This is a genomic window from Anthropogastromicrobium sp. (assembly GCF_037349415.1).
Taxonomy (GTDB): Bacteria; Bacillota; Clostridia; order Lachnospirales; family Lachnospiraceae; genus Anthropogastromicrobium; species Anthropogastromicrobium aceti.
Genome location: NZ_JAXWCK010000055.1, coordinates 34,282 through 47,686 on the forward strand (window position 1 = coordinate 34,282; position 13,405 = coordinate 47,686).

Annotated in this window: 12 protein-coding genes and 1 tRNA gene; 1 reads left to right on the forward strand and 12 read right to left on the reverse strand. The window is 43.1% G+C overall.

What is annotated here, in order from left to right:
• Positions 1-14: 14 nt before the first annotated feature.
• The 9 genes from WJP93_RS12470 to WJP93_RS12510 form a co-directional block, all read right to left on the reverse strand.
• The gene (locus WJP93_RS12470) at positions 15-1,154 is read right to left on the reverse strand and encodes a 5-bromo-4-chloroindolyl phosphate hydrolysis family protein (RefSeq protein WP_337548635.1); all 1,140 of its coding nucleotides are present in this window, start codon (positions 1,152-1,154) and stop codon (positions 15-17) included.
• A gap of 17 nt (positions 1,155-1,171) precedes the next feature.
• Positions 1,172-2,641: a xylulokinase gene (gene xylB / locus WJP93_RS12475; RefSeq protein ID WP_337548636.1), complete on the reverse strand. Its 1,470-nt coding sequence runs from the start codon at positions 2,639-2,641 to the stop codon at positions 1,172-1,174.
• A 36-nt stretch (positions 2,642-2,677) separates the two neighbouring features.
• Positions 2,678-4,795, reverse strand: a complete 2,118-nt coding sequence (locus WJP93_RS12480) for a glycoside hydrolase family 3 C-terminal domain-containing protein (protein ID WP_337548637.1) — start codon at positions 4,793-4,795, stop codon at positions 2,678-2,680.
• A 32-nt stretch (positions 4,796-4,827) separates the two neighbouring features.
• On the reverse strand, positions 4,828-5,328 hold the full coding sequence (gene greA / locus WJP93_RS12485; protein ID WP_337548638.1) for a transcription elongation factor GreA: 501 nt from the start codon (positions 5,326-5,328) through the stop codon (positions 4,828-4,830).
• A 50-nt stretch (positions 5,329-5,378) separates the two neighbouring features.
• Complete coding sequence (gene ybaK, locus WJP93_RS12490) at positions 5,379-5,864, reverse strand: Cys-tRNA(Pro) deacylase (protein WP_227101467.1); 486 nt, start codon at positions 5,862-5,864, stop codon at positions 5,379-5,381.
• Between the two features lie 58 nt (positions 5,865-5,922).
• On the reverse strand, positions 5,923-6,687 hold the full coding sequence (lgt, locus tag WJP93_RS12495; protein ID WP_337548639.1) for a prolipoprotein diacylglyceryl transferase: 765 nt from the start codon (positions 6,685-6,687) through the stop codon (positions 5,923-5,925).
• Positions 6,680-6,895, reverse strand: coding sequence for a hypothetical protein (locus WJP93_RS12500; RefSeq protein ID WP_118615718.1), 216 nt, complete (start codon positions 6,893-6,895; stop codon positions 6,680-6,682). Before WJP93_RS12500 ends, lgt begins: the two co-directional genes overlap by 8 nt.
• A 129-nt stretch (positions 6,896-7,024) precedes the next feature.
• Complete coding sequence (locus WJP93_RS12505) at positions 7,025-8,536, reverse strand: flotillin family protein (protein WP_227101465.1); 1,512 nt, start codon at positions 8,534-8,536, stop codon at positions 7,025-7,027.
• Between the two features lie 74 nt (positions 8,537-8,610).
• Positions 8,611-9,045, reverse strand: coding sequence for a hypothetical protein (locus WJP93_RS12510; protein WP_337548640.1), 435 nt, complete (start codon positions 9,043-9,045; stop codon positions 8,611-8,613).
• 306 nt (positions 9,046-9,351) lie between these two features.
• Between WJP93_RS12510 and pepF the strand changes: the two genes are divergently transcribed.
• Positions 9,352-11,163: an oligoendopeptidase F gene (gene pepF, locus WJP93_RS12515; protein WP_337548641.1), complete on the forward strand. Its 1,812-nt coding sequence runs from the start codon at positions 9,352-9,354 to the stop codon at positions 11,161-11,163.
• A 67-nt stretch (positions 11,164-11,230) separates the two neighbouring features.
• On the opposite strand, the gene nagA is transcribed toward pepF, so the two are convergent.
• The 3 genes from nagA to WJP93_RS12530 all read right to left on the reverse strand — a co-directional run bounded on the left by nagA (position 11,231) and on the right by WJP93_RS12530 (position 13,350).
• Entirely contained in the window at positions 11,231-12,370 is a 1,140-nt protein-coding gene (nagA, locus tag WJP93_RS12520) for an N-acetylglucosamine-6-phosphate deacetylase (RefSeq protein WP_066559541.1), read from the reverse strand.
• Between the two features lie 20 nt (positions 12,371-12,390).
• Positions 12,391-13,122: a glucosamine-6-phosphate deaminase gene (nagB, locus tag WJP93_RS12525; RefSeq protein WP_066559544.1), complete on the reverse strand. Its 732-nt coding sequence runs from the start codon at positions 13,120-13,122 to the stop codon at positions 12,391-12,393.
• Between the two features lie 154 nt (positions 13,123-13,276).
• Positions 13,277-13,350: transfer RNA gene (locus tag WJP93_RS12530), tRNA-Arg, on the reverse strand.
• Between the last annotated feature and the right edge of the window lie 55 nt (positions 13,351-13,405).

Consider the following 13,405-nt stretch of genomic DNA (forward strand, 5'->3'; position numbering starts at 1 on the left):
ATCCTCCCATCTGATTACATATGAAGCCCGTCATCGACTAACCCCTCTTGTGACAGCAGAGTCTTCAGCACAGCAATATCTGTCTGAATCTTCATGCGGTCGTCTTCGTAAAGGCTGTCGAGAAGCTTGTCAAACGCGTCGTTGATTGTGTCTAGCGCATTCTCTATCTGCGCCTTGGACTCTCTTGCTTTGTCTGTATCAATCCTGTCAAGATCACGATATCTTGTTACAAGGCTCATCGTATTTGGCAGGTAATATTCGGTAAATCTCTTTATGGAGCCAATCTTCTCTGGTGTCTTTTGGACACTCAGATAAATCAGTCCAATGACCTCCTCTAAGTGACTTAACTTTTCACTTATCACTGGCTGCGGCAGTTCATCGTTTATCTGGCGAATCTGCTTTATATATTCCATTCCCACTCGAACTGCTTCTTTCACCTCTTTATTGCCTGCCTGCTGCTCTTCCTCGCGTCTGGCATTCTCCATCTGCTGTTTTGAATGCAAATACAGTTCATAAGTCTCATCATCAAGAATCAGACATGACTTCTCATCATCCATATGGCCCTGCAGAAAATATCCCTGTGAAATCATGCGCTCTAGTTCCCTCTGCACCTTTTTCTCAGGAAGACCGACAGCACCGCTTAAGCTTCGCACGGCGCAAAGTGCCTTTGTGCCAATGCACCTTTTATATCGCTCAAAGCGACTTATACGTCCTAAGCGGTCGCAGCCATTTTTTAACAATATGCCAAAGGCAATGGCAAACGGCAGGAAACCTAAAAAGCCACAGCTTGTCACAAGCGGCTGTCTCCCGATCAGTCCAAGTACAAGCAGTATAAATGCCGGCAGGCCGAAGCCTGCTGTGCCAATTCCGCCAAAGGTGCACATCAGTATGCCTGATACCTTTCCAGGTGTCTTTTTTGTAAACCTAAGCTCTAACTTTTCTTTGTCGGTCTTTTCATAAACATTTCCCTTTTTATTTCCCTGACCATTTTTTCCGGTAAATGCTCCTACCGTCTCCTGCATGATATGATCGGCTGTCGATGAAATTTTCTCGCTTAATCCTGAAAAATCCATTGATTCCATAGCCGAGTTCACGGCATCTGTGACGGTATCACATATACTTTGTCCAAACTTTGAGAAGTCATTCTCGTCCATACTTATTTTCCCTTCATTTACGCAATGATATCAAAGAGCGGTTTGCATGCCGGATAGATCTGCTTAAACTGCTGATAACGCTCCTCGTATTTTGCTGCAAGTACCGGATCTGGCTCTACAGTATCGATTACCTTTACGATCTTTCCTGCTGCTTCCTCTACAGATGCATACTCACCGCATGCAACTGCTGCAAGCATTGCACCGCCAAGGCCTGGGCCTTCCTCACTCTCGATTACATCTACACTGATATTTAAAATATTAGCGATCATCTTCTTCCACAGTGGGCTCTTTGCTCCGCCTCCGCAGATCTTTGTGCGCTTAATGTCGATTCCAAGTGATTTTGCTACCTCAAAGGAATCTCTAAGTGCAAATGCAACACCCTCTAAAACTGCCTGTGTCATATCGGCTCTTGTAGTGTCCATTGTCATGCCGATAAATGTTCCTCTTGCCTTTGGATTGTTGTGCGGTGAACGCTCACCCATCAGATATGGCAAAAAGTATACATGGTTTTCTCCAAGCTTTGTGATATCAGCCTGCTCTTTTGCAAATTCTTTTGTCTGAAGAATCTCTTCCATCCACCACTTGTTGCATGATGCTGCACTTAACATGCAGCCCATCAGATGGTATGTGCCGTCTGCGTGTGCAAATGCGTGAAGCGCATTGTTGCTGTCCACACGGAAGTTTTTAGAGGAGATGAAAATAGTTCCGCTTGTTCCAAGGGAAATGTTGCATCTGCCCTCTCCTACTGTTCCTGTTCCAACTGCCGCTGCCGCATTGTCTCCTGCTCCTGCTGCAACTGCTACATGATCTGTAAGGCCAAGCTCTTTTGCCAAATCTTCCTTAACACAGCCTACCTTCTCGTAGCTCTCGTAAATTCCAGCTAACATGTCCTCTGTAATTCCACAGATTTCGCACATTTCTTTTGACCAGCAGCGATTCTTTACATCAAATAAAAGCATACCTGATGCATCTGATACATCGGTGCAGAATACGCCTGTCAGACGATATGCCAAGTAATCCTTTGGCAACATAATCTTTTTAATGCGTGCAAAATTCTCTGGCTCATGCTTCTTCACCCACAGAATCTTCGGTGCTGTAAAGCCTGCGAATGCAATATTTGCTGTGTACTCAGAAAGCTTATCCTTTCCGATTACATTATTTAAATAATCAGTTTCTTCTGTTGTACGTCCATCATTCCAAAGAATAGCCGGACGGATAACATTGTCATTTTCATCAAGAATAACAAGACCGTGCATCTGTCCGCCAAAGCTGATTCCTGCAACCTTTGTTGTGTCGAAGTCGTTTACAAGTTCCTTGATTCCTGCGATCATCTGATCATACCAATCATATGGATTTTGCTCAGACCATCCCGGATTTGGGAATGAGAGCGGATACTCCTTTGATACGATGTTGCAGATTTTACCGTTTCCTTCCATCAAAAGAAGCTTGATAGCTGATGTTCCAAGATCAATTCCAATATAATACATAATCGTTTCCTCCAAATACTTTGTTCCCTTTTTATTTTAATCTTTGACAACAGTGCCTGCTGCCTTTTCACCGATATAAATCGTATAGCTGCCTTTATGAACGCGCTTTACGCCATCATCATCACATAGTCCAAATGCTTCCTCTGGCAGCGTAATGTGAACTGTCTTTGTCTCACCTTTTTTAAGAGCTGCCTTTGCGATTCCCTTTAACTGCGGATTTGGTGTTCCTTCGCGTTCTGCCTTTACATATACTAAGACGGTCTGAGTACCATCCATCTGTCCAATATTAGTTACATCTGCTGTGACTTCAACACCATCTGGTGTAACCTTTTGTGTGCTAAGCTTCACATTGTCAAGCGAAAACTCTGTATATGACAAACCATATCCAAACGGATAAAGCGGCTTATTTTTCATGTAACGGTATGTGCGGCCTTCCATGCTGTAATCTGTAAATTCCGGCAGTTCTTCGCTTGTGCGGTAGAAAGTAACCGGAAGACGTCCTTCTGGGCATGCATCGCCAAAGAGTACCTGTGCGATTGCATTTCCGCCTTGTGCACCAGGATACCAGCACTGCATGATGGCATTTACATGCTCATCTGCCCATGTCAGATCCATTGCACTTCCTGTCAGAACAAGAAGGATTACTGGCTTGCCGCTCTCGTATGCCACTTCAAGTACTTCATTTTGAAGACCCGGGAAACGCAGATCAAGCTTATCGCCGCTTGAAAACTCATTTCCTGTATCGCCTTCCTCGCCTTCAAGACTGGCATCAAGACCAAGGCAGACAACTACTACATCACTTTCCTTACAAACACCCTTCACCTCTGCAAAACGGTCACGGCTCTGAGTCAAATTGCTGCTTCTGTCCTTGTAAAGATGGCATCCTTCTGAATAAACAATGCGCATCTTCTCGCCGTCTGCTCTTGGATGCTCCTTTGCATAATCCTCAAGGCCTTCCAAGACTGTCACATAGCGTGATGCAGTTCCCTCATAATTTCCTACTAATGCCATGCGATTGTCGGCATTCGGTCCAATGACACCGATTGTATGGATCTTTTCTTTATCAAGCGGAAGCATCTGATCATTTTTTAACAGCGTCAGACATCTTTTTGCTGCTGTGAGGTTTAATTCCTGCATCTTCGGTGAATCAACTACTGAATAAGAAATCTTATTGTATGGATTATCGTCTGCCTTATCAAATACGCCAAGCTTCATGCGTGTTGTAAAAAGATTGACAAGTGCCTCGTCAAGACGCTCTTCCTTTACAAGACCGTCGCGAACAGCATCAAGAAGATAAACAAACAGCGTACCGCAGTTTAAATCACAGCCATTATTCATTGCCAATGCAACAGATTCCTCTGCATTCTTTGTTACATTATGACCTTCATAGAAATCTTTAATTGCCCAGCAGTCTGATGTAACGTGACCCTCAAAGCCCCACTCATCACGCAAAATATCTTTTAATAAAGTCTTGCTTCCACAGCATGGCTCTCCGTTTGTACGGTTATAAGCGCCCATGACAGCCTCGACTTTACCCTCTTGTACACATGCTTTGAAGGCTGGAAGATATGTCTCATAGAGATCTTTCTTAGACACCTCTGCATTAAAATAATGACGCATACCCTCTGGTCCGCTGTGAACAGCAAAATGCTTTGCACATGCTGCCGTCTTTAGATATTTTTCGTCATGGCCCTGCATTCCCTCGATGTAACGCACTCCAAGACGTGATGTCAAATACGGATCCTCACCGAATGTTTCATGGCCTCTGCCCCATCTTGGATCACGGAAAATATTTACGTTTGGTGCCCAGAAGGTCAGGCCCTTGTAAATATCATGATCTCCAAACTCCTGCTGCATGTTAAATTTTGCACGCGCCTCTGTAGATACGGCATCACCAATCTGCTCCATGAAATCTTCATCAAACGTTGCTGCCAAACCAATTGCCTGTGGAAAAACTGTTGCTGTGCCGGCTCTTGCAACACCGTGCAGAGCCTCATTCCACCAGTTGTAAGAAGCAATTCCAAGGCGTTCAATTGCTGGTGCGTTATAAAGTGTCTGATATACCTTCTCCTCAAGTGTCATTTGTCCAATCAGCTCTTTCGCGCGTTCGCGAAGCTGTTTAAGACGTTCCTCATTGTGTACTAAATCGGTCATCTTCATATACCCCTTTCATACTTAATAGTAATTTAATATGGTCGGATTTCATCCTCGCTGTCATCCCCGTCAGTGATGGAACGAATCACTGCGTAATAACCCATCTTGTCATTGACCTTTACATAGACACGATCACCTTCTTTGTGACCATTAATCGCTTTTCCAAGCGGTGATTCAATGCTGATTTTTTCCTCAATAGAATCACAGCGCACAGAAGTCACAAGTTTAAACTTCTGTACTTCTTCCATTTCTTCAATGTAAAGCTCAATTGTTTTATTTAAACCTACGACGCCTTCCTGTGATTCATCAGAAATAACGGTAGCGTTTTTTAACATTCTCTCTAAATAGCGAATGCGGCTCTCATTTTTGTTTTTATCCTTTTTTGCCGCATAATACTCAAAATTCTCACTGAGATCGCCCTGCGCTCTGGCCTCTGAAACAGCTTCAATCGCCTCTTTTCTTACAACGAGTGTGCGGTACTCTATCTCTTTTTTGATTTTATCGATATCTCCCTGCGTTAAACGTTCTCCCATGTGAATTTCATGTCCTTTCTATACACCGAGTTGGCGTATTATTAAATTTCCTACTCATGAATAATATTCAGTGCTTTTGCACCTGTCGCCTTGATAAAATCCTGCGGTGAAAGCTTTAGCTGAACTCCAAGCTTTCCGGCACTGACGCATATATATGGGCAGTCAAGCGCACTCTCGTGGATAATGGTTGGATATTCCTTTTTCATGCCAAGGGCAGTACAGCAGCCGCGAATATAGCCTGTGACGGCGTTGATGTCCTTCACATGGATCATCTCAACTGACTTTTCATTCACTGCCTTTGCACACTCCTTTAAGTTTAGTTCTTCCTCGATTGGAAGAACAAATACACTATATCCCTTGCTCTTTCCCTGAAGAACGAGTGTCTTAAAGCAGTTCTCATGTGGAATCCCAAGTGTATCTGCTGTGTGTATTCCATCTATAAATTCATCACACTGGTATGACAGCACCTCATAAGAAATCTTGAGGCGGTCAAGTATGCGCATTGCATTCGTTTTTGGTATCTTTTCTTTTGCCATTGTTGTCTTCCTTTCTGCTTATATATTTCTGTCGTAGTCCCGTAGGCAAAATATTTAATCAGTTGCTGTTTTTTACAAATCTGCTTAGCATAACAGCGCCTGCTGCAAACATAAAGATCGCGATAAACTGTGATGTTGACAATACACCAACAGCTCCTCTTGGATCGTTTCTTAAAAATTCAATAAGAAAACGGCCCACTGCATAAAGCATCAAATATACGGCTGTAACAATTCCTGATGTCTTTTTCTTCTTTTTGTAAAGCGTTCTCTGCAAAATAAAAAGAATTATTGCAAATATAAAGTCTCCTGCTGCTGAAAACAGCTGTGTTGGAATAAGCGATACACCTGCCGGTGCAAGACAATCTGCCGGAAATGTGACACCATACCATGCGGATGTCTCTTTTCCATAGCAGCAGCCTGCAAGAAAACAGCCGATGCGTCCGCACCCTTGTGCAAATGCTACACCTGGCACTGCGCAGTCAATATAAGGTAAGAAGGAAAGCTTCTTTATTCTGGTGTAAATTAACGGGCTTAAAAAGCCTGCAATCAGGCCTCCGTACACAACAAATCCTTCTCCAAAATTAAGAAGAATAGAAGGATCTGCAATAATTGAAGGAAACTCTACAATATAGTAAAGCAGCTTTGCACCTATAATACCGCCCACTATTCCTACTAGTCCCATGGAAAAAAGTGCATCATCATCAAGACCGGAGCGCTTTGCAAGGAAACAGCCTATCGTAAATGCACAGATAATTCCTACTGCAATCATAAAGCCATATCCATAAACGTGAAACGGCCCTATGGAAAATAAAATACTATGCATCCTGATCTTCCTCCTCATACTCTGTTCCTGCTTTTTTGCGGTATATCAGCCAGGCAGCTGCTACTAAAACAACAAATCCAACACCATGAACGGTATCGTTTTTTGCCGCCGGAATTAACCTGATTATGACAAGCTGATATAATACTTCCCAGATGGCAAGTGCCGGTATGATAAACAGTATAAGCTTCGCTTCAAAACGATCTTTCATACACAATTCCTTTCACAATTTCTTTCTTTTTTGACTAGTCTCATAATAGCACAGCATCTTTCAACCGTCAAGGCAACATGAAAAAGGTTGTAAATTAAAGGCAGACAATGTGCTGTCTGCCCTTAATTTTTACTGTTCGTATTCGTCTGAATCAGATTTTTGTGGATCCTCTGGTGTATTTGATGCTATCTTTGCACCAACAATGCTTGATAATAATGCCTTTACATCGATTCCCATTCCCTGTGCCAGTCCTTCTGTTACCTGCGTAGTACTGTTTATGATATCCTGGAGCATCTTTGCACTGTTTCCTTCGCCGTACATTGTGATCTTATCTACCTTGGACAGCGGCTCTGCAACGTTCTTTGCAATTTCTGGAAGTGCCTGCATGATCATCTCGATAATTGCGGCCTCTCCATATTTTTTCATTGCCTCTGCCTTCTTATCTATACCTTCGGCCTCCGCTGTTGCCTTTGCACGAATTGCTTCTGCCTCTGCAAGACCAGTTGCACGGATACCTTCTGCTTCCTGTTCTCTGGCAAATCGAACTGCCTCTGCCATGGCTTTCTTTGCCTCTGCATCCTGCTGCTGCTCGAACTTCTTTGCTTCTGCCTCTTTCTGGCGCTTGAACAGCTCTGCCTGTGCCTGCTGCTCTTCACGGTAACGATCTGCATCTGCCTTTGCTCGGATTTCTGCATCAAGGCGCTGTCTTGCAATCTCAACCTCTTGCTTCTTTAACTCGGCATCACGCTCTGCTCTTGCAATCTGCGCGTTCACAGTCTCTGTCTCAATACTCTTTTGCTGTGACTGTGCCTGAATCTTGTAAGCAGCATCTGCCTCAGCCTTTTTATTATCGGATATAATCTTAAGTTCTGCCCTGCGAATCTCCAGCTCATTGTTTTTCTGTGCAATCTGCGTATCAGAAAGAACTCTCGCCTCATTTGCCGCCTTATCTGCCTCAGCCTGCGCGATAGCTATATCTCTGTCGGCCTGTGCCTTAGCTATGGCTGCATTTTTCTTAATAAGTGATGTATTGTCAGCACCAAGATCCTTGATCAAACCATTTTCGTCTGTTACATTCTGGATGTTGCATGAAAGGATCTCAATTCCAAGCTTATCCATATCCTTTGACGCCTTCATCATAACCTGATCGGAGAATGAGTCTCTGTCAGTATTAATTACTTTTAATGACAAGGTACCGATGATCTCACGCATATTACCCTGAAGGGAATCCTGAAGATCAAGTGCAATATCGCCTGGCTTTTTATTTAAGAAGTTCTTTGCTGCCAGCTTAATTCCATCTGTTGTTGGATTGATTCTTACCTTTGCAACTGCATCCACATTTACATTGATGAAATCGTTTGTCGGAACAGACTGCTCTGTCTTGATATCAACTGTCATCTGTCCAAGATACAGCTTATCCATTCTCTCTAAAAATGGAATCTTAATGCCGGCACGTCCAATAAGGATCTTGCTTTCCTTTTTCAAACCGGAAATTATGTACGCCTGATCCGGCGGTGCCTTAACGTAGCCGCTCGCTAATATTGCAAGAATGGCTATGATTGCGATCACGACGATAATAATGGGAAATGCTGCCGTGTCTAAAAATGATGATTGCTGTGCTGCTGCCAATGCTGTTTTCATACTGTTGTCCTCTCTTTCTAAAATCCTCTTTGCTGCTATGCCCAACTGATGTGTCTGATCTGGTGATTTTTGTCTTAGTTGAAGTAACTATATTTTGCACGCAACTTTGCTGTAAGTTCTTCGATTCTTCTGATTGCCTCGGCTACTTTTCTTCTTGTCTCATTGATCCTTGACTGGACCAGATAGTCGGCTACCACTCCGTCAAAAAAGAAATCTGCAAAGCTTAAAAAATCACCCGTCTGTAACTGTATTGTATCATCTGCTGCGACATCACGCAATTCTTTTTGGAACTGTTGAAGATAATATCTTGCCTGTGAAAGATACTCCTCTGCTTTTCCCATTTTGGAATGCTTAATTAAATCGGTAAAAAATCCGCCTCCCAATAAATCGACAATTCCCCAGTTTCTTGCACTGTCTAGCTGCTCACTCGCTGCATACAGGCTTTGCAGGGCATTTTCCCCTGCTGTGAGAGCTTCTTGAATCTCTCTTTCCATCATGAAATCACTCATGTCTCTCCTTTCCGTGTGCCACGGTTAGGATAATAAAAAAGAGACCTCTACCGCGGCACACACCGCAATAAAAGTCTCGCTGTCTCATTTGATACGGATGCTTATCGCATCGGCTGACGGTTTCAAACCCACCCCAAATATAGATATATGGGCGTTTCACTACTCCCCTTTATTTGCTTGACAAAATATTATCATACTTTTTATTTTCTGTCAAGAGATTGCTTCTTTAATAAAAAATGTATATACTTAAGATGACTACGCTCAATCACGGCACTAGCCAATAGTTTGAGAGAAAGGTGAAATTTTATGAGTTTAGCAATGAGAAATGAAGTCCCTGTTGAACTGACATGGGATCTTTCCCTGATTTATCCGACTGAGGAAGCGATGTACAGGGATGTTGAAAAAATGAAGGCTCTATGTGCTTCTATGGAGGAACGCTTTAAGGGAAAGCTGACAACGCCTGAAGCTATTTGTGACTGCTTAAATGATCTTCAGGAGATGACTCGCCTGATGACACTGACTGGCAATTATACTGATCTGGCTGTTTCGGTTGATTATTATGACAGCCACAATCAAGAGAGAAATGACCGTGTGATGAATATAATTTCTGACATCAACAGCCGTTTGAGTTTTATCAACAGTGAAATTACCGAGCAGAGCGAAGAAACACTGAAGGCTTCTATTGCAATTGCCGGCGGCAGCCGCATCTATCTTGAAGACATACTTCGCCGTAAGCCGCATCAGCTGCATCCTGAGACAGAGCGCGCCTTGTCTGCACTTTCTCAGACCTTAAACACGCCTTATCAGATTTACAACATGACTAAGCTTGCAGACATGAAGTTTGATTCCTTCCATGCTAATAACAAGGATTATCCGCTTGGCTACTCCCTGTTTGAAGATGACTATGAATATGAATCTGACACACAAATCCGCCGCAATGCTTTTGATGCATTTAGCAAGAAACTGGCTCAGTATGAGAACACAACTGCTGCCGCTTATAATTCACAGGTTCAGACTGAAAAGACAATGGCTACACTGCGCGGTTTTGAAAGCGTATTTGACAGTCTTTTATTTGACCAGAAGGTAAGCCGTGAGCTTTATGACCGTCAGATCGATCTGATTACAACAAAGCTCTCTGTTCATATGCGCAAGTATACACGTCTGTTAAAGAAAATTCACAAGCTGGATCGTATGACCTTTGCTGATTTAAAAATTTCCGTTGATCCTGAATATGATCCAAAGGTAACTATTGAGGGTTCTAAGGAATATATCGAAAAAGGTCTTTCCATCCTTGGACCTGAGTATGTAGATATGGTGCGTGAAGCTTATCGTGACCGCTGGGTTGATTTTGCAAAAAATCAAGGCAAGTCAACTGGTGGTTTCTGCGCAAGCCCCTACGGAACTAATTCCTTTATTTTGTTAAGCTGGAACGACCGTATGGCCGATGTATTTACACTGGCTCACGAGCTTGGTCATGCTGGACATTTCCGTGCCTGCAACAGCGCACAGTCCATCTTTGACACTGATGTATCTTCATACTTTGTTGAGGCCCCGTCCACTATGAACGAGCTTTTAATGGCGCATTATCTGCTGCAGTCAAATGATGACAAGCGTTTCCGCCGCTGGGTACTCTCCTGCCAGATCAGCAACACCTACTATCACAACTTTGTTACACATCTGATGGAGGCTGCTTATCAACGCGAGGTATACCGTATTATTGACAACGGCGGCAGCGTTCAGGCTGATACATTAAGCAGCATCATGAAAAAAACTCTTCAGGATTTCTGGGGCGATGATGTAGAAATCTGTGATGGAGCCGAGCTTACATGGATGCGCCAGCCACACTACTATATGGGTCTTTACTCCTACACATACAGTGCTGGACTGACTGTTGCCACACAGGTCTGCAAGCGAATTGAAAAGGAAGGTCAAACTGCTGTGGATGACTGGAAGAAAGTACTTGCAGCTGGAAGCACCTTGACCCCTGTTGAGCTTGCCGCACTTGCAAAGGTAGATATCACAACAGATGCACCTCTTCTTGATACTATTGAGACAATTGGCGACATGATTGATGAAATCTGCCGTTTGACTGATGAGCTAGAGGAAGAAGACAAATAAATAAAATGGACTGGCTAACAGATAAATAATCTGCAGCCAGTCCGTTTTTTAATTATAATTATTTTGATTAGCGCACTAGTTTTCCGCGCTTAATCATGTGAACAATATTAAGCTCTTCATCAAGAATAAGCAAATTTGCATACTTTCCTGCTTCTACATCGCCGTAATCATCTAATACACCGATGCTTCTTGCCGGATTGTGAGTAGCAGCTTTTACTGCACTCGCAAATGGAATTTTCATTGTCTTAACTGCGCAACGAAGACAATTCATCAAATTAGTAACGCTTCCTGCGATTGTAGCTGAATCAGATGCAAGTGTGGCAAGATTTCCCTTTACCTCTACCTGCTGACCACCTAAATCGTAGCAGCCATCCTCAAGACCGCAGGCTCTCATAGTATCACTGATTAAAATAACATGCTCATCTGTAAACAGTTTAAACGCAAGACGTACTACTGACGGATGAATATGAACATTATCGCAGATCAGCTCTACGTCAGCTTCAGCATCTGCTGCTGCTGAAAGCGGACCTGGCTTACGATGATGAATGCCTGGCATTGCATTAAAACCATGTGTCAGATGATTGGCACCATGCTCAAATGCCTGCATTGCTGTATCGTAGTCAGTACAAGTGTGTGCAATAGATACGGATGCCACATGATCTTTGATTTTTTCTACAAAGTCAATCGCATTCTCTGTCTCTGGTGCAACATCACAGATTCGAATACGTCCCTTTGCACGCTCCTGCAGACGAAGAAGCATATCTGCATCTGGCTTTTGTACATAGTCAGAGTTCTGTGCACCAACACGGTTAGGATTGATAAATGGTCCTTCTAAATGAAGACCAACAAAATCTGCGCCCACAGGACTTTCATAATCTGCTGCAATGTCCATAATCTCAGAAAGCTTATCCTCTGGATATGTCATCGTCGCAGGACAGATCGCAAGAACACCTTCACTGCCCTCGTATTCCGCTATTTTATCAAAAGCTTCCTTTGAGGCATCACAGGTATCATATCCCACACAGCCATGGAAATGAACATCGAGAAGGCCTGGAATCACATACATACCTTTTGCATCAATGATGGTTTCATCTGAGCTTGACGACGTTTCTTTAGGCGTAACAGACGCAATGCGCTCGCCGTCTACTGTAACCTCTCCATCAAAAATCTGACCATTGCTGCAGATCTTTGCATTTAAAATTTTCATACTGTTTGCCTTTCTTTTGCTTACAGCTTGCAAAGAGACAATGCTGCCTCATCTGCAACGATTGTAACGTCCGGATGAATCTGAAGAATAGATGCCGGAACATATGGTGTAATTGGTCCAAATAATGTGTTCTTAACTGCTTCTGCCTTATCCTCACCACTTGCTACAAGAAGGATCTTCTTTGCCTGAAGGATAGTTCCGATACCCATTGTGTATGCCTGACGCGGTACATCTGCCTCTGACGCGAAGAAACGCTTGTTGGCATCGATTGTACTCTGTGTCAGATCTACGCAATGTGTTACCTGTGCAAAGCTGTCAGATGGCTCATTAAATCCGATATGTCCATTACGTCCAAGTCCAAGAAGCTGCATATCGATTCCACCAAGAGAACGAATCTGATTTTCATAGCGACGGCACTCAAACTCGCTGTCCTCACAAGTTCCGTCCGGAATAAAGGAGTGATCCGGGCGAATATTCACACGATCAAATAAATGAGTATGCATAAAGTAATAGTAGCTCTGGTCGTTCTCTTTTGTCAGTCCGCGATACTCATCAAGATTAACAGTTGTTACCTCGGAAAAATCGATATCATTCTTATGATACCACTCTACCAGCTGATCATAAATTCCGATTGGTGTTGAACCGGTTGCCAGACCTAATACACAGTCTGGCTTGATAATTACCTGGGCAGAAATCAGATTTGCAGCCTTGCGGCTCATTTCCTTATAGTCCTTGGTACAATAAATTCTCATTGAAATTTCCTCCGTTTTCCCAAAAATAATATTTGTATTTTTATTATATCATCAATACAAAGATAAGTAAACTGATATTATTAAAAACAAAGATAAGTAAACTGATATTATTAAAAAAACGGCTCCTGCTTTCGCAGAAACCGCTTATCAATAATGTACGCGAGAAGATTCGAACTCCCGGCCTTCTGATCCGTAGTCAGACGCTCTATCCAGCTGAGCTACGCGTACATATGGGGCCTATAGGGCTCGAACCTATGACCCTCTGCTTGTAAGGCAGATGCTC